The following is a 26,587-nucleotide window of genomic DNA, read 5'->3' as shown; positions in this document are numbered from 1 at the left end:
ACGCAGCGGTGTGAGACGGGCATTCTTGTGGATGTTCATTCGGACCCTCCGATGGATGCTGAAGCGTGGTAACTCCAGTCTCCTCGGTCCGGTCCGAATGGACAACCTCTCGAAAGCTCACACCTAGGATGGGTGCTGCCACGCGGCTCGGACTCAGCGTGCATTATCACGTAAATGTTGAGAGAATGAATGGCGCCGCGAAGGGCAATTCCAGCCGTCCAAAGCGACAGGCGTGTCGCGGCCTCGACATTGCAGTGGCGCTTACCTAACACGGCCTCACACTGCCCTCTAAACGGCCCCGAATTTGAACTGACGGCCCCTGGCCGGTTCATCGGGCAGGTCAAGGGCTAGGTGTAGTACACAGGGCTCATAACTTTCAGTTTCTAGTTGGTACGATGGGCCGTGGACGGTCGATGCAGACTTCAAGATGGCGAACGAAGCTCTCCATGCGTGCGTTGTCGAGGCAAGTGCCTTTGCCATGCTCGCGACTGGAGAGATTTCAAAATGAGCCTTGTAAGCGGAGAATGCCGCCGACGCTGTTCGGCTTGCTCGTGCCCTTGACGGCGGTAGGCTCGGCAGGGCCGAGGCCAGAGTTGCCGTAGTGGTCGTAATCGACCTCGGCTGTGACCGTGAAGCCGGGAACGACCATGTAGGCGACGTTTGCAGCCACACCAGCATCCTTGAGCTGATCACCCGAGACCTGAAGGTTGAACGAAGTTTTCTCGTCAAACTCGTAGGTGGCGCCCGCCCAGAAAGCCCACTGGCCGTTCCAGATTTTGTACGAGCCGCGCCCATGATTGGCAATTGCGCCGTTTGAGTCCTCGTTGAGACTGGCATTGGAACCGTAGCCGAAGAGTCCAAACAGCGACAGCTGGTTTGTGACAGCGACGTCGACGCGGATCTTGCCGGCAAAAGCTTCGTAATTGCTGTCATAAGCCGCGACGCCGATGATCGAGCCCCAGCCTTGCGTGTATTTCAAGCCGGCGACAACGTGCGGAATATAGCTGTCGATAGTACCGGCTGAGCCCGATCCTTGTTCGAGCGAAATCACAGTCGAAATGCCGTTGCCGGCGTCGAAGTGGTACTGAGCCACGTTGGTGTCGAAGCCGGCCGACGGAACGAGCATACTATCGAGAACGTTGCCAGCGTAGCTTGCAAACGTATCGAAGGCCGACCCCTCCTTGCCAACTCGCAGGCCTCCCAGCTCGACCCAGGCAGAAGCCAGTGCGAGGCCGCTGTTGAAATCATAGTTCTGAGGACTGTCATGCGAGTTAGCGCTGTTGCCAAAATTCACCTGGGTTTCGGTATAGGTCGTCAACGCGCCGAGCTCGGTCTGCTGGCCGGTCCAAGTTTTGAACGTGAAGCGTGTGCTGTTTCGCCAAGTGCCTTGGTCCTCGCCAGTTCTCACGTCCGAGGTTCTTGCGCTGTCATACGATCGGACGTCACCCAGGCCGATATCGTAACGGACATAGCCGCCGATGCGCAGGCAGGTCTCGGTGTTGGGAATATAGGAATATCCCGAGCCGAGGACGTCGCAGATCTTGATGTACTCGGCCGGTTCCCGCTCGGCGCCAGCTGCTCGACCGACGGAAATGGTCATCAGAGCAGTTAAGCCGAGAAGAGGACTCTTGATGTACATGTCTAGATCTCCATGAAGGAATAAAAAGGATAGAGGCGAAAGAGCAAGCTTTTCCTCTAAATTTTGTGCGTGTTGTCTCCAATATGTGGACGCCAAAGCGCTTGACACGAGAGGTGAGCCAGCGTAAAAGCCACATGTACTTATAATAGTGTTTTCTGCTAGGAGATTCATTATCGTTTACATGTGAAACACTCCGGTCGGACCGCTGCAGCTCTCCGAATAGAGCAGCAAGCGACATGCCAACCTGAAGCGTAGATGCGGCCGACACCAAAATCGGGCCGACGCGCCTTCGTCTCGCTGGAATCACTTTTTTTGAGGGTCACTGCGAAAAGAAATGTGCGACACGGTTCGCCATGTTCGATATGTGACAGTCTCGTTTAACAGCGACGGCTTCCCGTCTGACCGCAACGGAGGCCGCGCCATCCGCTACCGAGAAGGATCACTGCGCGTACGCTCCGCAAGGGCTGCGCCAGGAACAGAGGGCGTGCACGTCCGAGGCGTCGCATGGTGGCCGCAGCACCTTTTCGCCGCTGTAAGTTCGCCGTGCAGGTACATTGCGCGGCCGGAAGCGAGAGGGAGCGCACCCTGAAACGGCTGCCTACGGCTCGCCTCGAGTAATTGGCGATGAACAGTATTCTCGAGAACTTAGTCTCGACGGAAAGAGCAACGAAAGGAAGCCGCTTGGACGAGCACGATCCGAAGGAAGAACCGATCGAGACCATTTTCCGCAACGGCACAATCACTGCCGTGGGTATCCTGCTTGCCTTTTCCCTCGGCTTCCTCACTCATTGGGCCGCGAACCCCTTGCCATGGCAACTCTACGATCTGTTCGCCGTAGTGCCGATCCTGCTCGGCATCGCACTGCAGATGAGAGCGCTGTCCATGCTGCTCGACATGAGTTCCTTGCGGCGCCCCATCTACGAACGCGCCAATCGCATTTTCATGGTCGGCCTCATCCAGACCGCGTGTGGCGTCGGCATGGCCATCTTGGTCGATCTTTTCGGGATATCGGTAGGGGGCACGCTGCCCGGCGCTTGACGACAAGCCACACCGCTCTTCGCTCGAAGCGACGTCAAGCCGGGGAACCTTGTGCACCCCCTAGCGGCGTCCTCCTTTCATCAAATGAGCCGACGTCAGCTTTAGAGCGTCTCGGTGGCTAAAGCCGGTATGGTTTTTCGGCCGGCAGGGAAGGCCGCTGGCTGGACCTGGATGGCGTCTGAACGAGGCTTGACAGGTCCGTTGCGTCGGACATGAATTTCGCATTGCAAAGTTCTTCCGCAGACGCCTCAAGCACACTGCACTGGCGTCACGTACTCAGACGTTGAATGCGGCACCGCACCATCACCTCAGGCGCAACCATGGCACGCGCGCTCCCCGGCGTGGTTGACCCCATCCTGTCCAAACGAGACTGCGACATAAGCGGGACGCACTGACTTAGGTCAGAGACCAGGACGAGCGCGCAACGAAAGAATGATGGATGAGCGACGTGGGATGACAGCTCCTTGCACACCTCAATCCTGACAAAGTACCGGGACCCCCGGCCGCCTTGGTATACCATCTATCCGACTGTGCCAGACTTCTCTGCGGCAGTTGGTGCTGACGATTATGAGGAATGGCTGGGGGGCCTCCCGGCCGACGAATCGGTGTCGCTCTATTTCCACATTCCGTTTTGCCGATCCATGTGCTGGTATTGCGGCTTCCCTACCGCGGTCATCCGTCGCAACGGCCCGATCCTTAATTATTTAGCGGTGCTGCGTCAGGAGATCAGTTTGGTGTCGGAGCAAGTGCGGCAAGGGCTGCCGGTGAGCGATGTGCATTTCGGCGGCGGAACGCCTCACCTTATCGGGCCAGCCGAGCACTTGGCGCTGATGGAATTTCTACGCCGCCACTTCGCTTTCAGCAAAACTGCTGCGATCGCCGTGGAGATCGATCCCCGAACGTTCACACCGGAAATGGCCGAAGCCCTGGCAGCTAACGGTGTCAACCGCGCGAGCATCGGATGCAGAGCTTTGATCCCGATGTGCAAAGGCGATCAATCGGATCCAGAGTAAGGTGCAGACGGCCGCTGCAGTCCAAAATCTCCGCCGGCATGGCGTTGGCCATATCAACTTCGACCTCATCTTCGGTCTACCGAAACAGACTGTGCAGTCCTGCATCCAGACCGCGATGGCTGCGGTCGCCATGCGCCCCAACCGGCTTGCGGTGTTCGGATACGCGCATATTCCTTCCGTGATAAAGAATCAGCGCCTAATCGAGCAGGCAGGTCTACCGGACGGCGATCTTCGCGCCGAACAGGCTGCAACTGTCGCCGAGACACTGGTTGGCGCTGGCTACCGGGAGATCGGGCTCGATCATTTCGCTCCGCCGGACGACGAACTTGCGCTAGCGCCAGAAGACCGGGCGCCTACGGCGTAATTCGCTGGGATACTCGGCCGATACTTGCAAAACGTGATCGGCTTCGGCGCGTCGGCTATTGGCCGAGTCCGCGAGGGGTATGTTCAGAACGAAGTAACACGGGATTCTTACGCCCGGCACATCGCAAGTGGACGTCTGGCGACATCAAAGGGTCACCGTCTGACCGACGATGACCGGGTGCGCGCAGCGATCATCGAGCGACTGATGTGCGATTTGGAGGCCGACGTGCCGACCATCTGTGCCGCCCACGAAATCGAACCAGCTCGTTTTCTCGATTCAGTTGAGAGTTTGGTGACGCTGGCTGAGGAGGGGATCCTGGACGTCGAAAACGGCTTCATCCGCGTGCGGCCGGAGCACCGCTTTGTTGTTCGCGCCGTTGCTGCTGCATTCGATGCTTTTCTCGCGAATCGATGAGTTGAGGCCACGACGCCGAAAGGCATCAGACCTTGTTTGGCGCTCGTCGGCATGGGCTCTCGCAGAAGACTCCGCAAGCGTATGCAGGGGACTTCCACTTGACGCCGCGTTCACCATCATCTCGCCTGGGTGCGCGCGAAAGCGCACAACCCGGAGCACGCTGCTCTCGGTGTGAGGCTGTGCTCTGCAAAGCACCGGTGATCCACCCTGTCCCTGGACAGCAGCTTGATGGCGTCATCTTGGAGGACGAGAAAAGATTGTCGAGGTACGGGTACGAATTGCCTCGGTCGTCCGTTCAATCGAAAGCACTGTCTGCGGAGGCACCTCTCCTTCATGCAGTGACAGGAGATGCTGGGCGACTTCCTTATCTGCTGCGGTGAGTCGATGATTTAGGCGGAGAAAGTCCATCCAGGTGGGGGTGCGGAATGTCTCCGTCCAAAGTGACGGTGTTTGCAGATTTCGCTGGAGCGTCCAGTTTCGTGCACCGGCACGGCTCTGGACGTGTCGCCGCGTGCGCATGGAGCCCAGAAAGGCCTCGATATTTTCCTCCGATATCAAATACTCGACCTTGGCCACGATAGGGCCACTTCTGGGTTTCAGATCGAGAGCCACGTCCGGCGGATGAAAAACTGAACTTTCTTGATCGGTTTCTTCCCAGGGACGGACCGGCAACACGATCCCCGCTGCTGCAACCAGCAACAGAGCGCCTGCGGCGCCCTCCAATGCTGAGGTCAAGGAATAGTTTTGCGCGACAGAACCCCAGATCCAGCTGCCAGCAGCCATACCGCCTGCGCTCAAGGCGTAGTAAATGGAGAGCGTGCGGCCTACAACCCACCTTGGGCTTGCCAACTGCACCGACACGTCAATGCCCGTCCAGGTGATAAGCCAACCCGCTCCGCCGAGCGCCAGCGAAATGGCCGCCACAGGAAGCGACGATGTAAGGGCAAGGGAGAGGCAACAGACTGCACAAGCCACAGAGGCGAAGGCCACCAGCCTGTTTTGAGACGTGACCTTCCTCAAGAAGCCGTTGCCCATACCCGCGATGAAAGCACCCATGCCGAAGCCGGCCAATAAGATACCGTAGACAATTGGCCCACTCTTCAACTGATCCCGGACGACGAGGGGGAGCAACGCCAGAATGGAGATGCTTGCCAACCCGAAAAGAGCGGCTCGGGCGGTCGCTGCCCTGATCTCCAAAGACATCGCCGTAAAGCGCACTCCGTCATGAATTGCCGTCGTCATTCTCTCACGAGGGAGAGGCGAAGAGCGGACCTCCCATTTGGTGCGCCATATCGCGCTTATGGGCGCCAGATCACTCACCGCAGCCAAGGCGAAAGCGGCCAGCGGCCCAAAGACGGCCAGGATCACGCCCCCCAAGGCTGGACCAACGCTGCGCACAATGTTGTATCCGACGGACATAAGCGTCACTGCGGCCGGAATGTCGCGTTTGTGAAGGATATCGCCGACCGAAGCGTGCCAAGCCGGATCATTCAAGGCAAAGCCGCAGCCGGCCAGGAAACCTAACCCGAGAATCAGCCAAGGACTGACAAATCCCAGACCCACAGAAATCATCAGCGTCGTCGACGCCGATGCTATCAGGCAGTGTCCCGCAAACATCACCCACCGGCGGCTGAAGTTGTCGGCAATGGCTCCGGCGAAAACTGAGAGGAAGAACACCGGCAATGTGGATGCGGCCTGGACGAGTGCCACCATGAGGTCGGACGCTGAAATCGTTGCCATAAGCCAACTGATGGCGACCGTTTGCACTAGCCAACCGAGGCTGGAAATCTGGGTGGCCGCCCAAATTGAGCGAAACACCTTGTTTCGAAATGGGGCGAGCGTCTTTGAAACGGGCGGTTGGGGATTTTCGCTCTGCATGAGGTATTGCTGGCCTTCGATGAGCGCTGCGATTTGAGCAAGCGGGTCGATACTTAGACATCGCGGAGCACCGCACGGACCCCAGCTCTATGGAGCTTGCCGGCGACTATTTGCGTATTGAGCCATTCTCATAGTCTCATTCATGAGCAGTCCTGTGCGCAAGCATTGCTTTGCTAAATTCCCACCACAAGCGCGCCGCCGCTGAGACCCGCACCCGCTGCCGCCAAGAGGACTTTCTCGCCAGGCCGAAACGGCTGCGCCCGATGGGCCAGCGACAATGAGAGCGGGATCGTCGCGGCGGAAGAGTTGCCATATTCGGCGATCGTCTTGACGATCGAGTGATCAGCGATGCCGAGGTTCCTGCCGACCGCGTCGAAAATGCGCGCATTGGCCTGATGCGGCACGAAACGATCGAGGTCTTGCGGCCTCAGTCGGGCAGCAGTGAGCGCATCTCTCGAGCAGGCGGTCATCATCTCCACGGCCTTGCTGAATACTTCACGGCCGTCAGTGATCGTCATCCGTGTCTGCGCGAGGTCGAGGTCGGCATGGAACGGAGTGTTGCTTCCCCCGGCGGGAATCTGGATTAGCCCGTAGCGCGAGCCGTCGGAATCCACCGAAGCGCCGAGAATGCCTCGATCCGGGTCATCGCAAGGACTGATCACCATGGCGCCGGCGGCATCGGCAAACAGCACGGCGCTGGCGCGCTCGGCCAAATTGATGCGGTGGCTGAGGATGTTGGCGGCGATGACAAGGCTCGCTTTGCCGTGCAGGCGGGTGAACCCGTCGGCGAACATCAGCGCATAGATGAAGCCGGCGCAGGCGCCGGTCAGGTCGATCGCTCCGGCGCGGCCTAGCCCCAGCCGATGTGCGACCAGCGGCGCGCTTGGCGGCAGAAGGTGATCGGGCGTCGACGTGGCGAGCAAGAGTAGACCGACGTCGCCGCGGTCGATACCGGCATTGGTCAGCGCCATGTCGCCGGCAGAGGCGGCAAGGCCCGACAGCGTGTCTTCGTCTGTTGCCCAGAAGCGCGAGCGAATTCCGGTGCGCCGCTCGATCCAGCCGGGCTCAAGCCCGAGCCGGTCTTCGATTTCCGGGTTCTCGACCTTGCGCGTCGGCGCATGATGGCCGAAGCCGAGAACGCGCGACGATAGGTTCATGGCCGCGAGCCGAAGCGTTCGCCGGCCTCCTCTATCGCGTCATAGAGCCCGTCCAATTCGTCGCTGGTGATGCAATAGGGCGGCAGAAGATAGAGGACATTGCCGAGCGGGCGCACCAACAGGCCGCGCTCAAGGAAAAAAGCGCGCAGTTTTGGCCCGATCTCGGCCAGATAACCGGCTGAGCCGGTGCGTAGGTCGAGTGCCGCGATGGTGCCGGTTGTCCGGCAGTCGGTGAAATATGGATTGTCCCGGAAGCGTTGCAGCCCCGCGGCCTGCCTCGCGCTCAAGACCGCGATCCGCTCGGCCACCGGCTCGTCACGCCAGATCTCGACATTGGCAAGTGCTGCCGCGCAGGCGATCGGATTGGCGGTGTAGGAGCTCGAATGGAAAAACGTCTTCTTGCGATCCTCCGAAAAGTGAGCGTGGAAGATGGCATCGGTGGCGATCGTGGCGGCCAGCGGGATGGTACCACCGGTCAGACCTTTCGAGGTGCACAAGATGTCGGGCGAGACGGACGCCTGTTCGCAGGCAAACATGGTTCCGGTGCGCCCCCAGCCGGTCATCACTTCATCGGCGATCACGAGCGTGCCGGAGGCTTCGGCGATCCTCTTCAATTCGGCAAGAACCCAGGCCGGATACATCAGCATGCCGCCGGCGCCAAGCACCAGCGGCTCGACGATCAGCGCGGCTGCGCGCCGGTCGCGGCTAACGGCCTCGAACCGATCCAGCGTTTCCTGCTCGCGCCCGGCGGCCGGGAAGGGGATGGTGTCGACCTCGAACAGCAAAGGCTCATAGGCGGCGTTGAAGACGCCACGGGCGCCGACGCTCATCGTGCCGATGGTGTCGCCATGATAGCTGTGCTCCATGACGGCGATGCGCGAACGCGACGCGCCGATGTTACGGAAATAGCCGAGCGCCATCTTCAGCGCGACTTCGACTGAGGTCGAGCCACTGTCGGAATAGAACACCCGGTGGAGGCCGGCGGGTGCGATGCCTACAAGCGCCTCGGCCAGCCGTTCGGCCGGCTCGTGGGTGAAGCCCGCGAAGATGATCTGGTCGAGGCTCGAGGCGGTCGTCTCGATGGCCTTCATGATGCGGGGGTGGCGATGGCCATGGGTGACGACCCACCAGGAAGAAATCGCATCGAGGATGCGGAAGCCGTCGGCCTTGTGGAGATAGGCGCCTTCAGTCAGCACGATTTCAGGGAGCGAGGGCTCTAGCGCGTGCTGCGTGAACGGATGCCAGACTCGAGACTCCGCCATCAGTCGCCTCCGGCAATCATGGCCAGGTCGAAGCCGGAAATCATTGCATCTCTCAACGTTTCACCCGTCAGCGGACCGAGGTGCGGCAGCCTGCCCAGCTGCGGCACGCCGCCGAATTCCACGATTGTCCTTTGTGTATCGGCCACCTCTTCGCCAATGAAGGCAATGCCGATGAGCGGGATGGAGCGGGCTCTCAGGGCCTCGATCGACAACAGCGTATGATTGATGGTGCCAAGCGCGGTGCGGGCGCACAGTATGACCGGCAGCCGCCATTGTTCGAATATGTCAATGAACCTTGTCTGTCGATTGAGCGGCACCATCAGCCCGCCGGCGCCTTCGATGACGAGCGGTGTCGGCAGGACCGGAAATGAAAGATCGTCGGCCTCGATCGCGACGCCGTCGATTTCGGCTGATCGATGCGGCGACAGCGGCATCGTCAGTCGATAGACTTCGGGCAGCACGCGTCCGTCGGGCAAGCCGGAAAGCCGGGCGACGACCTCGCTGTCGGTCTCCTCGTTGAGGCCCGATTGCACCGGCTTCCAGTAGAAGCCGTCGAGCAGCCCGGCAAGTCCGGCCGAAAACACTGTCTTGCCAATTCCAGTGTCTGTTCCGGTGACGACGATGCGTTTGGTCATGCTGTGGCCAACACTCCGACGAGAGCCTCGACCATGGCGGAAATGTCGGCTTCGTCGACGTTGAGAGTCAGCGAAATGCGCAGGCGCGACGTACCCTCAGGCACTGTCGGCGGGCGAATGCCGCGTATGTCGAAGCCGCGTGCCTGCAGTCCTGCCGCCACCGCCATGGTGCGGCTGTTATCGCCGATCACAAGCGGCTGGATCTGCGAGCCGCTGGGCATCACGCCGCAGCGTTCGGCCAATTGCCGGCTCGCGAAAGCGACACGCTCGTGCAACTGAGCACGACGCATAGGCTCGTCAGACAGAATAGTCAGCGCCTCACGTGCCGCGACTGCCATCAGCGGCGATGGTGCGGTCGCATAGATGAATGGCCGGCACCGGTTGATAAGATAGTCGCACAGTGTTCGCGGTCCGGTAACGAGCGCGCCGGATGCGCCAAGCGCCTTGCCGCATGTGTGGAGCGTGACGATGTTGTCGCGGCCTTCATACGCGGCGGCCAGTCCCCGGCCGTCCGGTCCCCAGACGCCGGTGGCATGCGCTTCATCGACGACGATGAATGCCTGGTACCGATCAGCCAGCGCGACCAGGCTCTCCATCGGCGCACGGTCGCCATCCATGCTGTAAAGGCTTTCGAAGGCGATCCACACCCGCCCCATGCCGCCTTCGGCGCGCCAGCGGGTGATTGCGTCCTCGACAGCGTCGACGTCGTTGTGCGCGGCCAGCTTGAACTCAGCGCGCCCGGCCTGGGCACCCTCATGCATGCTGGCATGAGCGAGCTCGTCGAGGACCAGCAGGTCGCCTTTCTGCGGCAGGGCCGTCAGCAGAGCGAAGTTGGCGATATAGCCGCTGCCGAAGAACAGTGCACGCTCGGCTCCGAAAAATGCCGCTGCGTCCGCCTCCAGTTGCTCATGTTCCGGTGCATTGCCGCGCAACAGCCGCGATCCGGTGGCGCCCACTGGCGTGCCCCGCGCAATCGCCGTCGAAACCGCATCGCCCAGTCTTTTGGAGGCGGCAAGTCCGATATAGTCGTTCGACGAGAAGTCGAGCCCGGCGCGCGGTGCGAGCGTCCGCAACCGGTCCTTGCGCCCCAGTCCCCGCAAGGTTGCGTCATAGCGGGCAAGAATTGCCTCCTTCATTGCGTGGCGAGTTCCATAGGCTCAATGCCGAGGCGCCGGAACAGAAGGGTATCCTTGTCCTCGCCGGGATTTCCCGCCGTCAGCAGCGTGTCGCCGACAAAGATCGAATTGGCGCCGGCAAAGAAGCACAGCGCCTGCGTTTCGTCGCTCATCGCCGTCCTGCCGGCGGACAGCCTTACATAGGATTTCGGCATCATCACCCGCGCGAGCGCAACGATGCGGACGAAATCGATCGGATCGATGGCGTCGGCCGCGGCAAGCGGCGTGCCTTCGATGGGAATAAGCATGTTGATCGGCACGCTTTCCGGCGGCTCGGGCAGGTTCGCGAGCGTGACCAGCATGTCGATGCGATCGGTCTTTTCTTCTCCCATCCCGACAATGCCGCCGCAGCAGACTTTCATCCCAACCGCGCGCACGTGCCCAAGCGTTTTCAGCCGGTCGGCAAAAGTCCTGGTTGAAATAACCTCGCCATAGTAGCGCTCAGAGGTATCGATGTTGTGGTTATAGTAGTCGAGACCGGCCTGCTTCAGGCGAGCAGCTTGCTCAAGATCGAGCATGCCGAGCGTCATGCAGGTCTCCATGCCGAGGGCCTTGACGCCCTCAATCATGGCGACCACAACGTCCATGTCGCGCTCCTTGGGACTTCGCCACGCCGCGCCCATGCAATAGCGCGTTGCGCCGCCATCACGCGCCTTGGCCGCTTCGTCGATGACATGCTTGACGTCCACCAGCTTCGACGCCTTCACACCGGTTTCGTAATGCGCAGACTGGCTGCAATAGCCGCAATCTTCGGGGCACCCGCCGGTCTTGATGCTAAGGAGCCGCGACAGCTGCACTCGGTTTCGATCGAAGTTCTGGCGGTGGATCGTCTGAGCCAGGAACAGCAGATCGTTGAATGGCATGCCGTAGATGGCCTCGGCCTCTTTGCGGTTCCATCGCGGAGGCGTTCCGTCGACCGATTGCATGGTCTGGTTCACGTCGAACTCCGAGTTCATTCCAATCGTCATCGTCAAACCTTTGTTTGCTAGTCCGGTACGCCTTCTTGGCTTTGGGGCGCACTCGCTAAAGGCGAGCTGCGGCACGTCTTTCCAGCACCTCCTACGCCTGCCGAGCTGATGTTGCTCCTCACGCCGTAATCCTCAGTTCAAGTGCTTGCAGATGTTCTGGTGGTCCGGCATGTCCAGGCCGATGTCGAGGATCGGGGCGCTGTGCGTCAGCCAACCCATGGAGATGAGATCGACACCGGTCGCCGCAATCGCCGCCGCCGTTTTCGGCATCACCCGACCGGACGCCTCGGTGATCGTACGGCCATCCACTATAGAAACCGCGCGGGCAAGATCCTCGACCGACATATTGTCGAGCAGCACCGCGTCAACACCAATCGCGAGCGCTGCATCGAGCTGCTTCAGCGTGTCGACCTCGACCTCGACCTTCACCATATGCCCTGCTGCGGCGCGCGCCCGCTCTATTGCTGTGCGCATATCGCCGGCGATCGCGATGTGGTTGTCCTTTATGAGCACGCCGTCATCGAGGCCGAACCGGTGATTGGCACCGCCGCCGACGCGCACGGCGTATTTCTCCAATGCCCGCAGCCCGGGCGTCGTCTTTCGCGTCGATACAATCCTCGCCTTGTGACCGCGCACGGCCTCAACCATGGCCGCTGTGGCAGTGGCAATGCCGCTCAGCCGGCATAAGAAATTGAGGGCCGTGCGTTCGGCCGTGAGCAGGCCTCGTGCGGGTCCGGACAATCTTGCAATGGTTTCCCCGGCCCCAACCTCGCTGCCATCAGGGCGCCAGATCTGGATGTTGATCGCCGGTTCCACGAGAAGGAAGGCATACGAGACCAGATCGAGCCCGGCAACGACGCCCGCCTGCCTCGCTTTGAGCACCAACGTGGCAGTGCAATCATACGGGATAACCGCATCGGTGGTCAGGTCGCCGGATCTGCCCAGGTCTTCGAGGAGCGCAACGCGCACAATCGGTTCGATCAGGGTCGCGGGGAGGGGGGAGAATGAAGTCATATCAAGTGCTCCGTATGGTAGCCCGGCAATCGAGTGCGGCCGCGGCCCGCATTGCGCTGTGCAGTGTCAGCCGTGATGGGCGCACGTTGGCATCGTGGAGCGGGAAATCGGACCGACAGTGCGCGCCTCGACTCTCTTCCCGCCTCAGGGCCGCCGCGGCGATCATCAGTGAGACCAAAGCCGGACCAGAGGCAGCGACACTATTGGCTGCGATCGGCAGCAGGGTCGCCACCGCTTCGCGCATTGCCTCGCCGTCGCGGATGATACCCAGGGCGGCGGAGACAATCGGGCGGACCACGGAAGCGTCTGGTCGTGGAGGGACGAATGTGGAGCATCTGCGCGGTCGCCGGGTATACGACGTGCCGGCAACGCTTTCGGCAACCCAGCTCGCGGTGACCGCCGCTTCGGTGAGCGAGTTGCTGGCCAGGCGGTTGGCGCCGTGCAGGCCGGTACAGGCCACCTCACCGCAGGCCCACAATCCCTCGATGGAGCTGCGGCCGGCGCTGTCTACGGCGACGCCGCCCATGTGATAATGTGCCGCCGGGCGCACCGGGATCAGGTCGGTCGCTGGGTCGATTCCTGCGCTCCGGCACAATTCGGCGATGCCTGGAAAACGCTTGCCAAATCTCGGGCCGAGACTTTGCCGTGCGTCCAGGAATACGCGGCGTCCAACGGCAAGCTGGTGCCAAATGGCGCGCGCTACGACGTCGCGAGGCGCAAGTTCACCGCCAGGTGTGTCGGCGAGGAAGCGCTCTCCTCGCTCATCGATGAGCACCGCGCCTTCGCCACGCACGGCTTCGCTCACCAGCGGCATCGGCCGGCGCGGACCGTCGAGCGCAGTTGGATGGAACTGTATGAATTCCAAGTCGGCGAGTTCCGCCCCCGCCCATGCGGCGAGCGCCAGCCCGTGACCCCATGAGCCAGCGGGGTTTGTCGTGTCGCAAAACAGCCCGCCGACGCCGCCGGTCGCCAGCACCGCGCGACGCGTGGGCAGAGCGAGCGCGCCGGCTCGTCCTGCTGCGACCACGGCGATGACCGACCCGTCCTGCACGACCAGCCGGCGGACCTCCACATTTTCGATAATGGTGATCGAGGCTGTACGCCGAACCGCGGCGACGAGCGCGCGCACCAACTCGCGACCGGTGGCGTCGCCGGCTGCATGCACAATCCGCCGTCGCGAGTGTGCCGCCTCGAGCCCAAGTCGCAACGCGCGGTCAGGGTGCTGGTCGAAGTCGACGCCGAACCTTTGGATCGTCCTAATCGCTTCGGGTGCAGCTCGTACCACTCGCCGCACCGTGGCCTCATCGCAGAGTCCGTCGCCGGCAGCTATCGTGTCGCAAAGGTGAAAATCTGGGCCGTCGTCGCCCCCGAGACTTGCCGCAAGACCGCCCTGGGCAAGTTCACTGCAGGCTCCGGTTCCAAGCGGCGCGTTGGTCAAAAGCACGACCGGTTCCGGCGCCAGATGAAGCGCCGTCATCAGGCCGGCAATGCCGCCGCCGATGACGACCGGCGCCCCCGCGATTTCGCGAACCTCCAGACTCATAGGGAAAGCATGCGCTCGACCGCGCGGCGGGCGGGGCCGGCAATTTCGGGATCAATCCGGACCTCATGCCGGTTCTGCTCGAGTGCGGCGCGAATGTTGGCCAGGTTGATGCGCTTCATGTGCGGGCACAGATTGCATGGGCGAACGAACTCGACGTCGGGATGCGCGACCGCGACGTTGTCGCTCATCGAACATTCGGTCAGAAGGACGACACGCTTCGGTTTCTCACGCTCGACATAATCCGACATCGCCGCGGTCGAGCCGGAGAACTCCGCCTCCGCGACAACGTCTGGTGGGCATTCTGGATGGGCCAGCACGATGACGCCTGGATGGGCATCGCGCAGTTCCCGGATGTCTGCTGCGGTGAAGCGCTCATGCACCTCGCAATGGCCTTTCCAGGCGATGATCTCGACGTCTGTATCGGCTGCCACGTTCCTCGCCAGATATTCGTCCGGGAGCATCAGCACACGCGCCACGCCAAGCGATTCCACCACCGCCTTGGCGTTGCCGGACGTGCAGCAGATGTCGGACTCCGCTTTTACGGCGGCGGAAGTGTTGACGTAAGTAACAACGGGGACCCCCGGATACCGCAGCCGCATTAGCCGCACGTCGTTTGCCGTGATCGATTCGGCCAGCGAGCAGCCGGCGCGGAGATCCGGGATGAGCACGGTCTTGTTCGGATTGAGCAGTTTTGCCGTCTCGGCCATGAAATGAACGCCGGCAACCACGATGATGTCGGCGTCGACCGTCACCGCCTTGTGGGCCAACGCCAGGCTGTCGCCGACGATGTCTGCCACGCAATGAAAAATTTCGGGCGTCTGGTAATTGTGCGCCAGCACCACCGCATTGCGCTCACGCTTCAGCGCTAAGATGGCTTCAATATCGCCGGCGAACGCGGGCCATTCAACGGGTGGGATCACCCGCCGGACACGCTCATACAAGGACGCAGCCATAGGTAACGCCCCAGTCATTGGCGCCTCGATTATATTCGGTTTGACAATAAGGGAATATATCTACCTTGACTATAAGTATGTCAAGCCCGCGCCAGCGGTAATTTTGTCCCGGCGATAGCCCTGTCGTCGAGGACGGCATGCCGGAAGCGATAAAGCTTCGCCGGTCGGCCGCCCGTGTCGAGGGAGGTCTCCCCGGTCTCCTCAACAAGTTCCTGCTGCTCGACCAATCTCCGGAAGTTCGGCTTGTTGATCAGCCTGCCAGCCAAAGCTTCCACGGTTCGCTGCAGTTGCAGCAGCGTGAAGGAAGGCCGCATAAGCTCGAACACGACCGGCCGGTATTTGATCTTCGAACGCAGCCGCGCGATCCCGGTTGCCAGAATACGACGGTGGTCAGCGACCATTGGTTTGCCAGCCGCGGCCGCAATCGCGTCCCTGCCGCCACCGGCCTCCTCAATCAGAGCAGCTTCATAGAGCAACTCGTAGCGTTGGAGCGTGAGTTCCTCGTTCCAATGGCGGTCGTCGAAGCCGAAGGCTATCGCAGCGCGCTGCCGGCGCTCGCGTTGAGTGGTCGGCTCGCTGGCGCCGCCGGCCCACTCAATCAGGCGGGGCCGCAATCTATCGAGCAGCACAGGCGGCGTGCCGAAGCGGTGGTCCTCCCAGGGAAAATATTCGTACCAACTTTGCCAGCCGCACGCGGCCGAGTTCGTTGCCTGTTCCTTCCTGGTCAATGCGAGATAGCTGATTGAGATGACGCGCTGGTGGCGCTCAGTGCCGATGCGATCGCGATCGGCGAAGGTGTAGAGTTGCTCGATGTATCCAAGTGCATGGCCGGTCTGCTGCTCCACCCACCCCCTCAAACCCGACTGCAGTGATCGATGCTCAAGGGCAAAAGGTCCAGAAGGGAGGGTGTCCGCATGACCGACTGTGAGGACACAGGGCTCACTGTCGTTTACGGCGACCACGACGGCAGTCAGGTCCACTTTGGCTTCGTCAGCTTTGACGGCGGCTTTGCCTTTCTTGGTTCTTCTTGTCTGAGGATCCATGTTTGCGAAAGCGGGTTGGCCCAACGGAGCGCCTTAATCGATTGAATGTAACCTTGGAAGCCAGCACGTCAACACCGGAGTACTCAAGCGCTGTTTTTAGCTCTTCGCAGTCGCACAAAAATATGCCAAACGCGACACCCGCTGTTGGTAACGTAAGGGAAGGGGCCTCGGTTGAGCGCGGCTGGTGAGATAAAAGGGATGACTCCTCCAGATATTCGATCGCGAAAAGGCCAGACGCCACTTGTATGCTTGACGGCCTACACCACGCCGGTCGCGAGGCTGCTCGATCGCCACTGCGACATCGTTCTTGTCGGCGACAGCGTCGGCATGGTGCTGCACGGCCTGTCGTCGACGCTGGGGGTCACGCTCGACATGATGATCATGCACGGACAGGCCGTTCGCCGCGGCCTTGAACACGCGCTGATGGTCGTCGACCTGCCCTTCGGTTCCTACGAGGAAAGCCCAGAGCACGCTTTCGGCAACGCTGCGCGCGTGATGGGTGAGACCGGTTGTTCAGCGGTAAAGATCGAGGGCGGCGAGACCATCGCGGAAACCATCCGCTTCCTTACCGCGCGCGGCGTACCTGTCATGGCCCATGTGGGCCTGACGCCGCAGGCGGTAAACACGTTTGGAGGCTATCGTGTGCAGGGCCGGGGAGCCGATGCAGAGCGGATCAGGCGCGACGCCAGGGCGGTAACTGAAGCTGGCGCCTTCTCCTTGGTGCTGGAAAAGATACCGGAGCAGCTTGCACGGCAGATAACCGCCGATATCGACATACCCACCATCGGCATCGGTGCCTCGCCAGCTTGCGACGGCCAGATTCTGGTGAGCCACGATATGCTCGGGCTCTTCACCTCATTTCGGCCGAAGTTCGTCAAACGCTATGCCGAGCTCGGTGAGCAGGCTGAGGCGGCAATCGCCGCTTACGCCACCGATATGCGGAACCGGCACTTTCCGGCGGTCGAACATCTCTATGTCAACGCCTTGAAGGCCGGTGACTTCACATGAGCGTGCCGATCGCTCGAACCGTGAGCGAGCTGCGCGGCGTCGTTGCGCAATGGCGTCGCTCGGGTGCCACGATCGGTATTGTGCCGACCATGGGAGCCTTGCACGACGGGCATCTGAGCCTCGTGCGGAAGGCGCTCGAAAGGGCCGAGCGGGTGATCGTGACGCTGTTCGTAAACCCCAAGCAGTTCAACAGCCCCGCCGACCTGATTGCCTACCCTCGGACGGAAAGCGACGATGCTGCCAAGCTCGCTCTGCTGGGCACGCATCTGCTCTATGTGCCGGACACAGAGGAAATGTACCAGGTGGGCTTCGCCACGGCCGTTTCAGTGTCCGGCATCAGCGAATGCCTTTGCGGCGCATTCCGGCTCGGCCATTTCAATGGCGTGGCGACGGTCGTGGCCAAGCTCTTCCTGCAGGCCGGCGCTGACTTCGCCTTTTTTGGCGAAAAGGATTTTCAGCAACTTCAGCTTGTCAGGCGCTTGGTCCGGGATCTCGACATTCCGATCACTATTGTGCCCTGTCCGACAGTCCGCGAAGCCGATGGTCTTGCGCTATCGTCGCGTAACGTGCGGCTCTCCCCAGCCCAACGCGCCATTGCCCCAAAACTAGCATCGGTCCTGCTCGATACGGCCGAGCGGCTTGCACGCGGCTCCCCCATCCTGCCTACGCTTGATGAAGCGCGTGCAGCAATTCTGGCTGCCGGCTATCGCGAGCTCGAATACCTGGAGCTTCGCGGAGAAACAGACCTGCAATCGTTAGCAAGCCTTGACCGACCGGCACGCTTGCTTGCTGCGGCTTGGCTTGGCGACACGCGGCTCATCGATAACGTCGCAATATCACCCATCGGTAGTTGGTCAGGTGGGCGGAGCTCTCTCCAATCGGAAGCAGCACAGCAATTGCGGTGATGACGGCGGCGCGTCGTATGCCCTGCAGGGACAGGCCATCATTTAGAACCACGTCTCCGTCGGCTTCCAGCAACCTCCGCGAGGTACGCTAAGCGCAGATGCATCGCGTATTTGAAACCTTGGTCGAGCAACTCTCTGCAAGCGTCGATGCCGTCGATCTCCATGAGGCAATGGCGTCCGCCGCAGCCGGGTTCGACTTTCCGCTCTTCGCTTATTTCACCTACCCATCCGCTTCCGGCGACAGGCCGCGATTGATCTCGAATTATCCATCATCATGGACATCACATTACCTGCAACAGCGCTACCACAGCGTGGATCCCGTGATCCTGCGGGGACTGCGGGGCTGGGATACCTTCGACTGGGGTGTGGACCGCGATCACCGTTATTTGCCGACCTCTCAGCAGGAAGTCCTGGAAAAAGCAGCTGAGTTCGGCATTCGCGGCGGACTGACCATGTCGATGCATGATCATCGCGGCCGGTTCGCCGCACTGACCTTCGCCTCCAACGAGGCGCATCCGCCATTTCTGAGGTCGCTGACGCGCTACGAAAAAGCAATGCAACTGGTTGCGATCAACGTTCATATCCATGCCCGGCGCAGGCTCGCCGAAGATTGCGTGGTAGATGGCATAATGCTCACCCGGCGGGAGTTCGAGTGCCTGAAATGGGCGGCGTGCGGCAAGTCGGCCTGGGATATCAGCCAGATTCTCGGTGTCTCGAAACGCACCGTGACCTTCCATCAGGAAAACGCCAAGGCGAAGCTTGGCGTGCGAACCATCAACCAGGCCGTAGTGCGGATGGCTGCTCGGGCGAGATCCTGATCCTCTCCAAGTCTAGCTGTAAAGGTCTACAGGCTGCATTCATGACGGCTTTGCCCTTCGATTGCGTGGACACATCCCGCACGGAGACGACAATGATGCAGCTGATAACACCCGACTGCTACGCCGAGTTTGCGAGCGAACTCAAGGAAATGCACGGACTTAGGTATCGGGTTTTCAAGAAGCGGCTCGATTGGGAAGTGCAGACCGAAGGCGAAATGGAAACGGACTCGTTTGACAGCCTGAACCCCGTCTACCTGCTTCTCAAGGGGTCCGATTGGCGAACTTGCGGCTGCGTCCGCCTTTTGCCGACCACCGGACCGACAATGTTGCGCGATACGTTTCCGACGCTGCTGGATGAGATGGTGGTCCCTGCGAGTGCCGATATCTGGGAGAGTAGTCGTTTCGCGCTCGATCTCCCTGCGACAGCGCCGAAGGCAGCTGGCGGCCTGGCCCAAGCAACCTACGAGCTCTTCGCGGGGATCATCGAATTCGGCTTGGCCAACAATCTCTCCGGGATCGTAACGGTGACAGATACGCGCATCGAAAGGATCCTTCGTCTCGCGACCTGGCCGTTGTCACGTATCGGACAGCCCAAGCAGGTCGGCAACACCGAGGCAGTCGCCGGCTTCCTCGATATTTCCTACGCCAGTCTCTTGCGCATCCGCTGGAGGGGACGCCTCAACGGGCCGGTGTTGTGGCAACCAGTTCTCATCCAATCGGCATAGCGCCTGCGGATGCTCAGCCGTGACTTGAGTTAAGTCTGCTCACGGCCGCCACCGCCGCCGTGAGGGTGAGCGGACCCGCCCCACGAGCTTTCGACTGTTCCGGTCGATTGGCTCGCGCGGCCGGACTTTGGATTTCCGTAGGCGCAACCCGCAGTCCAGCGTGAGCACGCCAAAATGGCGCCCCTCCGCTTCGTCCAAAGAAGCCAACGTGGCTTCTGAGGTCGTCTTAGAATATTGGACCGGCCGCCGTGAGCGATCGCAACCTCAAAGCTTTGCCGGTATGCCGGTTTGGCCGGACCGTCGGCCAGTCGGAGCAGTCCCCCGATAAGGACCCGAGCTGACGCGCGGTCCAACAGCGCCCGAGCCTATGCTTTGTGCATTACCGTTCGGTTGGCCATGTCGTCCAAGACCGCATGAAGAAGGCTTCCAACCTCCTGCGCAGCGAGCTCTGGCGCAATTCCTACATCGGACAATTGAATGAGCATTTTCTTGGCGGCACAGCGCCAGAACGCGCTCGCCGCCTCGCCGTTCTTGGTCTCGAGGGCCTGGGCGATACTTTCGACCAATATACGTCGCCGATGCAGCGGAAATACGCAAATGTTTGATTCATGCATCAATCACCTCACAGATTCAGTTCCACAAAGAAAAACACCGGCGTCTTCAAAAGAGCCCCGCTAGCGCGGTGACGGTTCGCGGCGACATGACGAGTTCCACTTCCCCATCGACAAGCCATTGGGAGATGAGCCGCCGGACCGCATATCCGGGACCGCACATAAGGTGAACCACCATTGCTCATCCGGCTGCATTTTCCTGGGCCGTTCGACGAGGCGTTCCAGCCGAATTGACGTCCAATGACTTGATCTCTGAAAGGGCAGGGCGGTACGAATCACCCGACTGTTCCGCTGCTTACATTCCTGCGAGCTTGTGTATGAACGATTAAAGCGTGCCCGAGCCGTTCTTGGTGGCCGCCGCAGAAGGGAATCATGTCATCCGCTGCCTATCGTAGGCGGCGCGACTTCTAGCATGACTGCACTGCCCCGACAGGGCTTTGCAATCGCGCGTTTCGAAGCCTATGCTTTGGCATCGGCCGGCATTTACTTCGGTGCAGCCGACAGTAAGACGTACGCGCTCTTGCCCCGTTGGAAGAGAGCCTTGCCCGATCCCTCTTTCGCGACCAGGTGCTGAAGCCCTCACCCCGCAGGACTTCGCGCTTTTGCGACCATCGCTGCATCACGTCGAACCGGGCATCAAGGACAAGTTGGAGGTCGCGCATCAGCCGATCAAGAACGTATATTTTCCCGAGAGGGGCATCGCGTCGGTGGTCGCCACCATGACCGGCGGGCGGCAAGGTGAAGTCGGCATTGTCGGCTATGACGGGATGAAAGGAATTGCCGTCATTCTCGGAAAGGAAAGCACTACCTGGCGCCTGCCGGTTGAAAACCTTCGCCCTGCGATTAGCCCGTCGCTTCGCACCTCAGTGCTGGACTATGCCCACGCGTTCCTCGTCCAATCATGCCGGACGGCACTGGTCAATGGCCACTCCAAGGTCGAAGAACGGCTGGCCCGCTGGCAGCTGATGGTCCACGACCGTGCGGAAGGAGATAAGATCCTCCCGACGCATGAATTTCTGGCGACCATGCTCGCGCCCACCGCCCGGGGTCACCACGGCCCTGCAAATGCTTGAGTATCGAGGACTGGTGCACGCCAAGCGCGGCGAGATCACGATCATCGACCGTGCCGGATTGATAAAGCTCACACATGGCGCTTATGACAAGGAGGAGCAGCGTTATTTCGGCCTGGCCGCTGCCTGAAGCATGTCGGTTGAAACGGGTTCAGCCGACGTCTCCTTGCCCCTCACCAGGTCGCCCAAAAGCATCAGCGGTTTTGAACGAATCGCAGCGATTGTCCGCAATCGGACATAGGCTTGAAGGCGGTCGAATTCGTGCCATAAGTCGGGTTGGTCAGGGTTCAGGGAGGAATTCGTCATGACCAATTCGTTTCACACCGTCACCGTCGAAAAAGCCGCAGAAGCCTATGTCCTTTCCAGGGGAAGGGTCCGCTTTCTCTCCATGGCGCAGGCGATCCGCGCCATCCGAACACTAATGCCGGCATGCAAGGCCACCGACCGCGAGTTGGAGGAACTGTTGGCGGCCGCTTCCTTCGTTCATGGCGTGCCCGTCGCCTTCGACACAAAAACAGCCGATGGTGTAGAACCACGGCTGCATTCCTAAGAGGGCATGCCGCGCCATGCAGACTGTCAGAGGGCATTCGTCAGATGGTAGTCCGCTAACTTAACTGCAGAGTCTAAAGGACGTGTTCCAGCATTGCGAACTCACCGATCGCTTTGTTGCCAAAGCTGCCAGCAAGCGATCGCCTCATCCAGCCGTTTGCACCATCTCATCACAGACATCATCGCGATGCTACCTGTCCAGCATATGTCCAGCATTTCGCAAGGCGGCCAGAAGGAGCCTCGCATAGCCTGTGACATCGATCTGGGCCTGCATCGAAAGGGGCATGCTGGTCCAGTTCTCCAACGGTGCAATGAAAGGTGAGAAGGTGCCATTGACAAGGCAACAACAGCTAACAAGGCCCTCTCGGTCCAATGCCACCACACCGATCTTGTCGCCTGGATATCCAATGGCTGCGACTCGCTGGACCTCCAGGTCACCGTCCACCCGCACGTCAAAAAGAAGGCTACCACGGCTCCTCGTGGCTATCTCAGCCGCCTTCTCATCAAAGCTTGAAGAGAGCAAGCGGACGCTTTCCACCGCCATCTGGAAAATCACCAAATCCAGTTCATTCACGGCCATATGGGCATTTCCGCGCAACGGGTGGTGATTGCAATGACACATACTGCTTGTTCACAGATGTCGGTCACGAACGATCATTCGTCGGGTTCCGGTTCCGACCAACGGTGTCGCCACCTGATCGTGCTGCGGTTCGAACCTTCCGAACGCGAGCCGAGCGCGCTATGAGGTTGGAGTCTAGGTCTCGGACCCTGCCTCGCGGCCTGCTCATCTTTGGCAGACCCGTTGCAACGCCGCCGCGATGGCGCAAACGCCAGATGACGCTGATCCATCGCTTGATCGTGAACTGAGCTTCTGAACACCATTGGGACAGCAGGGTGGAAGGGCTTGACCAACGCTGCCCCCGTTTTCCAAGAGGACCCGTCCTCGATTGAATCTTTCGAGCCCCGTGCAGCGCGCAGCCAAATGATGACCATCTGGACCCAGCTCGCAGACCGCAAGGCAAAGAGGGAACCTTCCAGGCAGCCAAGCTGCGTCGACGCAAAGAGCGGCCTTTGGAGTTCCCAGAATCGACCCTTCCATAGTTGCGACAGGCAACCACTGCACGAGTGTGGGAGAGCGAATCGCAAGCATTGCGTGAGGTCCTGCGCGTTTTCCCCTCTTGCTATTTGGCACATCGTTTGCGCCGAAGTGGGCGCAGCGTTCGACCGGAGCACTGCATGGGAGAGGGAGGAGCCCCACCCCGATCCGGTCAAGGAGAGAGACGGTGTTGGTTCCAAGAGTTCCCCGCGCGATCTTAGCGCCCCGCAAGCGCCATTTTGCCCGGACCTACGTGCAGGTACTTGCCGCCATAATCCTGGGTGCCGCAATCGGCTATTTCCATTTGGAGACCGGCCACAGCCTGAAGCCGCTCTGCGATGCCTTCGTCGATGTCGTCAAGATAATCACCGTACCTGTCATCTTCCTGACAATGGCGACCGGCATTGCCGGCATGAGCGATCTGCAGAAGGTCGGCCGAGTTGCCGCCAAGGCGATGGTTTATTTCCTTACCTTCTCGACGCTAGCACTCCTTGTCGGGCTGATTGTCGCGAATATCGTTCAGCCTGGCGCCGGCCTCAACATCGATCCGGCCTCGCTCGATGTCGAAGCCGTTAAGGGCTATGTGGCCACGGCTCACGAGCAGTCCGTGACCAGCTTCCTGATGAACATCATCCCGTCAACGATTGCCAGTGCCTTCGCGGAAGGCGACATCCTGCAAGTCTTGTTCCTCTCGGTCCTGTTCCTCTCGATCCTGTTCGGCGCGGTCTGCCGCTACAACGGCCGCTCGCTCTTCTCTCTCGTCCGATACATCAAGGACGAGCTGCTGCTCGCAATGTCCTCCTCAGAGGCCGCGCTGGCCTCGCTCATGGAGAAGATGGAAAAGGCCGGCGCCACGCATTCGGTCGTGGGTCTCATTCCATTCAATCTGGACGGCACGAATATGATGCTCGCCGCCCTTTTCATCGCCCAAGCGACGAAAACTGATCTCCCGATCGGCTGCCGGATCCTCATGCTGTTTGTCGCATTGTTCCCTTCGAACGGAACAACCCGCATTACCGGTGCAGGCCTCGTCACAATGGCTGCAACGCTCTTTCTTGTTCCGGCCGCACCGGTCACCTCCGTGGGGCTTATTCTTGGCGTCGATCAGCTTATGTCCGAATGCCACGCGCTGACGGTTTTTCTCCGCAGCGTAGCGGCAACGCTGGCTGTCACCCGGTCCGGGGCGAGCGGGATAAACGACGATTCGGGGAGCGCCTCACTAGCGGACCGTTCAGCGCTCTGGCGGTGGACGGTCAAGTCGCCCGGCGTGGTGAACACAATTCCCCGTGCGAACGACGCTCAGCTATTGGGGTGGACCCGATGGCGCAAAGCCGTATTTGAGAAACCGCCAGATCGCACCGGCACCTGTGCGCCTGTAGCAACTGCGGGGCACGATCAAAACTGACCCATTTTACACCAAAAAGGCGGCCGTTGCTGCCACGCCGTCCATGGATTGGAGACTCATGTCTAAGCCGACTGCCATCACTGTCGCAGCTCTTCTTTTACTCCTCGCCTTGCTGGCGAGCCAATATAGCGCGAACCTGCACCGGCAGGCGTGGTCGACCGACAGGCAAAAGTGGAGCGGCGCATTCGACAACGATCTCCTTCGCCAATCGCCGGCAACCCGCAAGGCGATGCCGTTCTGGTCATATTCAATGACTACCACAACTGTCCGCATTGCAGACTGGCTGATATCAACTACCAAAAAGCCTTCAAGCATGAGCCCAATCTGAAGCTTGTGATCAAACAGTTCCCGGTCCTGGGACCGGATTCCCAATTCCCAGCCTTCGCCGCACTCGCCTCGAGAAAACAGGGAAAGTTCGACGAATTCCACCGCGCCCTTATGATTTCCCCCAGTTGAAGGGTCACTCTCAAGATCGCAGCGCGTGTAGGCCTTGACGTTGAGCAGCTCAAGCGGGAATGCAAGATCCGGCCATCGCAGATGAAATGCGCGCGTCCGCGCACTCGCGAAAGGTCTGCACTTAGACGGTACGCCCGCGTTGGTGGTCGGCGATATAGTGGTCGCCGACCTTGTGGACATGGCCAGCTTGCAACGCTTGCATCGCCGATGCGCGCTCAAAGCGTGCTGGCTCTCGTGCGGGGCAGCATCTGTAGACCGGCCACGCTGTTGTTGCCGGAGCGTGCCGTTTGTGGCAGCTGGCTTTGCTGTCGCTCCTCGTAATCTTGTTGCGGTCATCCAGCTGCCGTGGGCGCCAACAACAATCCTGAGCGCCCGCGCCTGAAGTCGCTGGCCGGGTGCTCGTGAACCGAGCCCGCTTTTCTTCGGCAAGCTCAGGCGGTCTTGGCCCTGCGGCATCGCCCCCTGGCGCGGGGCAGCCTTCGGCTGCTGACGGTCGCCGGCCTGTCGGCCGGCGTCTTTCTATTGTGGCCTTCCCCCTGGCGCAGGGTGGGCAGCACTCCCTTCTAGGCCCGCCGCGGCGTCCCGCAACCCTTCGCTTGTCGCTTTCGGGTCCTCCACTCCGTTCCGGTCCTGCTGATGCAGTCCGCCTCCGACGGCGGGCCTTTCCGGTCGCTTTTGCCGCCCACCCCGCTTCCGGGGAGGGCGCGCGATTGTAGAGCGGAGGACATCACGATGCGTGCAAACAACAAACGTTGCGGCAGCCGACAGGCTGGCGCAGACAGCGGCGGGCGCACCGGCGCCAGCCTTTATCAGGAAATCACCGACCGCATCATTGCCGAACTGGAGCGCGGCACCGTGCCATGGGTCAAGCCGTGGGGCAGGGCAAGGACAGGCCTCGGCCTGCCGCGGAATGCGGCCACCCAGCGCCGATATTCCGGCATCAATATCCTGATCCTGTGGGGCGCGGTCATCGAGCGCGGTTTCCCCAGCCAGAACTGGCTCACCTTCCGGCAGGCGCTTTCGCTTGGCGGCAATGTCAGGAAGGGCGAGCACGGCACCACCATCGTTCACGCTGACCGCTTTGTTCCCAAGAACGAAAAGCAACGCGCCGACACCGATGGCGACGAACCGCAGGCGGTGCCCTTCCTGAAGCGCTTCACCGTCTTCAATGTCGCGCAGTGCGATAATCTGCCCGAACATCTTTACGCCGCCGGCGAGCCTCTGCCTGAGCGCGAGATGGTCCCGCAGGCCGAGGCGCTCATTCATGCAACCGGCGCTGATTTTCGCGTCGGCGGCGAGCGCGCCTTCTACATGCCCGGCAGCGACACCATACAGGTGCCGCCGCAGCCGGCTTTCTTCCACCAGATCGACTATTACCGGACCTGCTTTCACGAGCTTGGCCACTGGACCGGCCACCCGAGGCGACTCGCGCGCGACCTGTCCGGCTCCTTCGGGTCCAACACCTATGCGCGCGAGGAACTGGTCGCCGAAATCGCATCAGCCTTCATCTGCAGCAGTCTCGGCATCGAGCCGACCGTGCGCCATGCCGACTACATCGGCTCATGGCTGACGGTTTTGCGCGAGGACAACCGCGCCATCTTCCGCGCCGCAAGCCATGCCTCGAAAGCCGCCGATTTCCTGCTTGGCCGCAATGTCGATGTCGAAGGCGAGGCACATGCCGAAACCGCCTATGGGAGCGCGCAATCCTCACACGCGACCGCCTTGCGCCTCTGATGACGCAAAGCCGCGCGCAACCAACTCGACAGTTCTTTTGAGGTTGCCCTAACGCCGATGGCCGGCGTTGGCGTCGATCGTTCATCGGACCGAGGTTCGCAAAAAAAGAGGGCG

General features: G+C 60.8%; 24 protein-coding genes and 1 pseudogene. 12 read left to right on the top strand and 13 right to left on the bottom strand.

Going from position 1 to position 26,587, the window contains the following annotated elements; translation table 11 throughout:
* Nucleotides 1-499: 499 nt before the first annotated feature.
* Nucleotides 500-1,639 (bottom strand): porin, encoded by a 1,140-nt coding sequence (locus tag EOA19_RS22360; RefSeq protein ID WP_063169258.1) that lies wholly within the window; start codon nucleotides 1,637-1,639, stop codon nucleotides 500-502.
* A 681-nt stretch (nucleotides 1,640-2,320) separates the two neighbouring features.
* Here EOA19_RS22360 and EOA19_RS22355 point away from each other — a divergent pair.
* Nucleotides 2,321-2,677 carry a hypothetical protein gene (locus EOA19_RS22355; RefSeq protein ID WP_024505577.1) on the top strand — a complete coding sequence of 119 codons (357 nt, stop codon included), beginning with the start codon at nucleotides 2,321-2,323 and terminating at the stop codon, nucleotides 2,675-2,677.
* Nucleotides 2,678-3,141: 464 nt separating this feature from the next.
* Nucleotides 3,142-4,468: pseudogene (hemN, locus tag EOA19_RS22350) on the top strand (oxygen-independent coproporphyrinogen III oxidase).
* Nucleotides 4,469-4,702: 234 nt separating this feature from the next.
* On the opposite strand, the gene EOA19_RS22345 reads toward hemN, so the two are convergent.
* The 10 genes from EOA19_RS22345 to EOA19_RS22300 form a co-directional block, all read right to left on the bottom strand.
* Nucleotides 4,703-6,346 (bottom strand): MFS transporter, encoded by a 1,644-nt coding sequence (locus EOA19_RS22345; protein ID WP_063169257.1) that lies wholly within the window; start codon nucleotides 6,344-6,346, stop codon nucleotides 4,703-4,705.
* Nucleotides 6,347-6,519: 173 nt separating this feature from the next.
* Entirely contained in the window at nucleotides 6,520-7,503 is a 984-nt protein-coding gene (locus EOA19_RS22340) for a beta-ketoacyl-ACP synthase III (RefSeq protein ID WP_063169256.1), read from the bottom strand.
* A complete protein-coding gene (locus EOA19_RS22335; protein ID WP_063169255.1) occupies nucleotides 7,500-8,765 on the bottom strand; it encodes an adenosylmethionine--8-amino-7-oxononanoate transaminase in 1,266 nt (421 codons plus the stop codon). Before EOA19_RS22335 ends, EOA19_RS22340 begins: the two co-directional genes overlap by 4 nt.
* On the bottom strand, nucleotides 8,765-9,400 hold the full coding sequence (gene bioD / locus EOA19_RS22330; RefSeq protein WP_063169254.1) for a dethiobiotin synthase: 636 nt from the start codon (nucleotides 9,398-9,400) through the stop codon (nucleotides 8,765-8,767). The genes EOA19_RS22335 and bioD overlap by 1 nt, the downstream gene beginning before the upstream one ends.
* Nucleotides 9,397-10,536, bottom strand: coding sequence for an 8-amino-7-oxononanoate synthase (locus EOA19_RS22325; RefSeq protein ID WP_024505572.1), 1,140 nt, complete (start codon nucleotides 10,534-10,536; stop codon nucleotides 9,397-9,399). Before EOA19_RS22325 ends, bioD begins: the two co-directional genes overlap by 4 nt.
* Nucleotides 10,533-11,501: a biotin synthase BioB gene (bioB, locus tag EOA19_RS22320; protein WP_224570943.1), complete on the bottom strand. Its 969-nt coding sequence runs from the start codon at nucleotides 11,499-11,501 to the stop codon at nucleotides 10,533-10,535. Before bioB ends, EOA19_RS22325 begins: the two co-directional genes overlap by 4 nt.
* A 174-nt stretch (nucleotides 11,502-11,675) precedes the next feature.
* On the bottom strand, nucleotides 11,676-12,557 hold the full coding sequence (gene nadC / locus EOA19_RS22315) for a carboxylating nicotinate-nucleotide diphosphorylase (protein ID WP_063169252.1): 882 nt from the start codon (nucleotides 12,555-12,557) through the stop codon (nucleotides 11,676-11,678).
* 1 nt (nucleotide 12,558) lies between these two features.
* Entirely contained in the window at nucleotides 12,559-14,100 is a 1,542-nt protein-coding gene (locus EOA19_RS22310) for an L-aspartate oxidase (RefSeq protein WP_063169251.1), read from the bottom strand.
* On the bottom strand, nucleotides 14,097-15,071 hold the full coding sequence (gene nadA / locus EOA19_RS22305; protein WP_063169250.1) for a quinolinate synthase NadA: 975 nt from the start codon (nucleotides 15,069-15,071) through the stop codon (nucleotides 14,097-14,099). The genes EOA19_RS22310 and nadA overlap by 4 nt, the downstream gene beginning before the upstream one ends.
* 62 nt (nucleotides 15,072-15,133) lie before the next feature.
* Entirely contained in the window at nucleotides 15,134-16,096 is a 963-nt protein-coding gene (locus EOA19_RS22300) for a membrane protein (protein ID WP_024505567.1), read from the bottom strand.
* A 171-nt stretch (nucleotides 16,097-16,267) separates the two neighbouring features.
* Between EOA19_RS22300 and panB the strand changes: the two genes are divergently transcribed.
* The 4 genes from panB to EOA19_RS22280 all read left to right on the top strand — a co-directional run bounded on the left by panB (nucleotide 16,268) and on the right by EOA19_RS22280 (nucleotide 19,552).
* Nucleotides 16,268-17,104: a 3-methyl-2-oxobutanoate hydroxymethyltransferase gene (gene panB / locus EOA19_RS22295; protein WP_063169249.1), complete on the top strand. Its 837-nt coding sequence runs from the start codon at nucleotides 16,268-16,270 to the stop codon at nucleotides 17,102-17,104.
* Nucleotides 17,101-18,009 carry a pantoate--beta-alanine ligase gene (panC, locus tag EOA19_RS22290; RefSeq protein ID WP_063169248.1) on the top strand — a complete coding sequence of 303 codons (909 nt, stop codon included), beginning with the start codon at nucleotides 17,101-17,103 and terminating at the stop codon, nucleotides 18,007-18,009. Before panB ends, panC begins: the two co-directional genes overlap by 4 nt.
* A gap of 98 nt (nucleotides 18,010-18,107) precedes the next feature.
* Nucleotides 18,108-18,827 (top strand): LuxR family transcriptional regulator, encoded by a 720-nt coding sequence (locus EOA19_RS22285; protein WP_063169247.1) that lies wholly within the window; start codon nucleotides 18,108-18,110, stop codon nucleotides 18,825-18,827.
* 92 nt (nucleotides 18,828-18,919) lie between these two features.
* Nucleotides 18,920-19,552 (top strand): acyl-homoserine-lactone synthase, encoded by a 633-nt coding sequence (locus tag EOA19_RS22280; RefSeq protein WP_063169246.1) that lies wholly within the window; start codon nucleotides 18,920-18,922, stop codon nucleotides 19,550-19,552.
* A gap of 365 nt (nucleotides 19,553-19,917) precedes the next feature.
* On the opposite strand, the gene EOA19_RS35990 is transcribed toward EOA19_RS22280, so the two are convergent.
* Nucleotides 19,918-20,166, bottom strand: coding sequence for a DUF6074 family protein (locus EOA19_RS35990; protein ID WP_063169245.1), 249 nt, complete (start codon nucleotides 20,164-20,166; stop codon nucleotides 19,918-19,920).
* Between the two features lie 599 nt (nucleotides 20,167-20,765).
* On the opposite strand from EOA19_RS35990, the gene EOA19_RS22270 reads away from it, so the two are divergent.
* The 3 genes from EOA19_RS22270 to EOA19_RS22265 all read left to right on the top strand — a co-directional run bounded on the left by EOA19_RS22270 (nucleotide 20,766) and on the right by EOA19_RS22265 (nucleotide 21,783).
* On the top strand, nucleotides 20,766-21,236 hold the full coding sequence (locus EOA19_RS22270; RefSeq protein WP_224570941.1) for a hypothetical protein: 471 nt from the start codon (nucleotides 20,766-20,768) through the stop codon (nucleotides 21,234-21,236).
* Complete coding sequence (locus EOA19_RS36465) at nucleotides 21,229-21,363, top strand: hypothetical protein (RefSeq protein WP_256754986.1); 135 nt, start codon at nucleotides 21,229-21,231, stop codon at nucleotides 21,361-21,363. Before EOA19_RS22270 ends, EOA19_RS36465 begins: the two co-directional genes overlap by 8 nt.
* A 174-nt stretch (nucleotides 21,364-21,537) precedes the next feature.
* Nucleotides 21,538-21,783 (top strand): hypothetical protein, encoded by a 246-nt coding sequence (locus EOA19_RS22265; protein ID WP_063169243.1) that lies wholly within the window; start codon nucleotides 21,538-21,540, stop codon nucleotides 21,781-21,783.
* Nucleotides 21,784-21,972: 189 nt separating this feature from the next.
* On the opposite strand, the gene EOA19_RS22260 is transcribed toward EOA19_RS22265, so the two are convergent.
* Nucleotides 21,973-22,362 (bottom strand): hypothetical protein, encoded by a 390-nt coding sequence (locus tag EOA19_RS22260; protein WP_024505560.1) that lies wholly within the window; start codon nucleotides 22,360-22,362, stop codon nucleotides 21,973-21,975.
* A gap of 706 nt (nucleotides 22,363-23,068) precedes the next feature.
* Here EOA19_RS22260 and EOA19_RS22255 point away from each other — a divergent pair.
* The 3 genes from EOA19_RS22255 (at nucleotide 23,069) to EOA19_RS22245 (ending at nucleotide 26,473) form a co-directional block, all read left to right on the top strand.
* The gene (locus EOA19_RS22255) at nucleotides 23,069-24,283 is read left to right on the top strand and encodes a cation:dicarboxylase symporter family transporter (protein ID WP_210326676.1); all 1,215 of its coding nucleotides are present in this window, start codon (nucleotides 23,069-23,071) and stop codon (nucleotides 24,281-24,283) included.
* Nucleotides 24,284-24,433: 150 nt separating this feature from the next.
* Nucleotides 24,434-24,739: a thioredoxin domain-containing protein gene (locus EOA19_RS35985; RefSeq protein ID WP_126057771.1), complete on the top strand. Its 306-nt coding sequence runs from the start codon at nucleotides 24,434-24,436 to the stop codon at nucleotides 24,737-24,739.
* A gap of 732 nt (nucleotides 24,740-25,471) precedes the next feature.
* On the top strand, nucleotides 25,472-26,473 hold the full coding sequence (locus EOA19_RS22245; protein ID WP_063169241.1) for a zincin-like metallopeptidase domain-containing protein: 1,002 nt from the start codon (nucleotides 25,472-25,474) through the stop codon (nucleotides 26,471-26,473).
* Nucleotides 26,474-26,587: the final 114 nt, after the last annotated feature.

Origin of the sequence: Mesorhizobium sp. M7A.F.Ca.US.010.02.1.1, from assembly GCF_004023085.1 — a bacterium.
Classification (GTDB): Bacteria; Pseudomonadota; Alphaproteobacteria; order Rhizobiales; family Rhizobiaceae; genus Mesorhizobium.
This window is presented reverse-complemented; position numbering and strand designations above follow the sequence as displayed.

Coding starts and splice junctions, on each gene's coding strand:
- EOA19_RS22265 (WP_063169243.1), top strand. CDS start 21,538: ATGACCAATTCGTTTCACACCGTCACCGTCGAAAAAGCCGCAGAAGCC.
- nadA (WP_063169250.1), bottom strand. CDS start 15,071: ATGACTGGGGCGTTACCTATGGCTGCGTCCTTGTATGAGCGTGTCCGG.
- EOA19_RS22285 (WP_063169247.1), top strand. CDS start 18,108: ATGCATCGCGTATTTGAAACCTTGGTCGAGCAACTCTCTGCAAGCGTC.
- bioB (WP_224570943.1), bottom strand. CDS start 11,501: ATGCAATCGGTCGACGGAACGCCTCCGCGATGGAACCGCAAAGAGGCC.
- EOA19_RS36465 (WP_256754986.1), top strand. CDS start 21,229: ATGCTTGAGTATCGAGGACTGGTGCACGCCAAGCGCGGCGAGATCACG.
- EOA19_RS22310 (WP_063169251.1), bottom strand. CDS start 14,100: ATGAGTCTGGAGGTTCGCGAAATCGCGGGGGCGCCGGTCGTCATCGGC.
- EOA19_RS22340 (WP_063169256.1), bottom strand. CDS start 7,503: ATGAACCTATCGTCGCGCGTTCTCGGCTTCGGCCATCATGCGCCGACG.
- EOA19_RS35990 (WP_063169245.1), bottom strand. CDS start 20,166: ATGCATGAATCAAACATTTGCGTATTTCCGCTGCATCGGCGACGTATA.
- EOA19_RS22260 (WP_024505560.1), bottom strand. CDS start 22,362: ATGGCCGTGAATGAACTGGATTTGGTGATTTTCCAGATGGCGGTGGAA.
- nadC (WP_063169252.1), bottom strand. CDS start 12,557: ATGACTTCATTCTCCCCCCTCCCCGCGACCCTGATCGAACCGATTGTG.
- EOA19_RS22335 (WP_063169255.1), bottom strand. CDS start 8,765: ATGGCGGAGTCTCGAGTCTGGCATCCGTTCACGCAGCACGCGCTAGAG.
- bioD (WP_063169254.1), bottom strand. CDS start 9,400: ATGACCAAACGCATCGTCGTCACCGGAACAGACACTGGAATTGGCAAG.
- EOA19_RS22360 (WP_063169258.1), bottom strand. CDS start 1,639: ATGTACATCAAGAGTCCTCTTCTCGGCTTAACTGCTCTGATGACCATT.
- panC (WP_063169248.1), top strand. CDS start 17,101: ATGAGCGTGCCGATCGCTCGAACCGTGAGCGAGCTGCGCGGCGTCGTT.
- EOA19_RS22245 (WP_063169241.1), top strand. CDS start 25,472: ATGCGTGCAAACAACAAACGTTGCGGCAGCCGACAGGCTGGCGCAGAC.
- EOA19_RS22325 (WP_024505572.1), bottom strand. CDS start 10,536: ATGAAGGAGGCAATTCTTGCCCGCTATGACGCAACCTTGCGGGGACTG.
- EOA19_RS22345 (WP_063169257.1), bottom strand. CDS start 6,346: ATGCAGAGCGAAAATCCCCAACCGCCCGTTTCAAAGACGCTCGCCCCA.
- EOA19_RS22280 (WP_063169246.1), top strand. CDS start 18,920: ATGATGCAGCTGATAACACCCGACTGCTACGCCGAGTTTGCGAGCGAA.
- EOA19_RS22300 (WP_024505567.1), bottom strand. CDS start 16,096: ATGGATCCTCAGACAAGAAGAACCAAGAAAGGCAAAGCCGCCGTCAAA.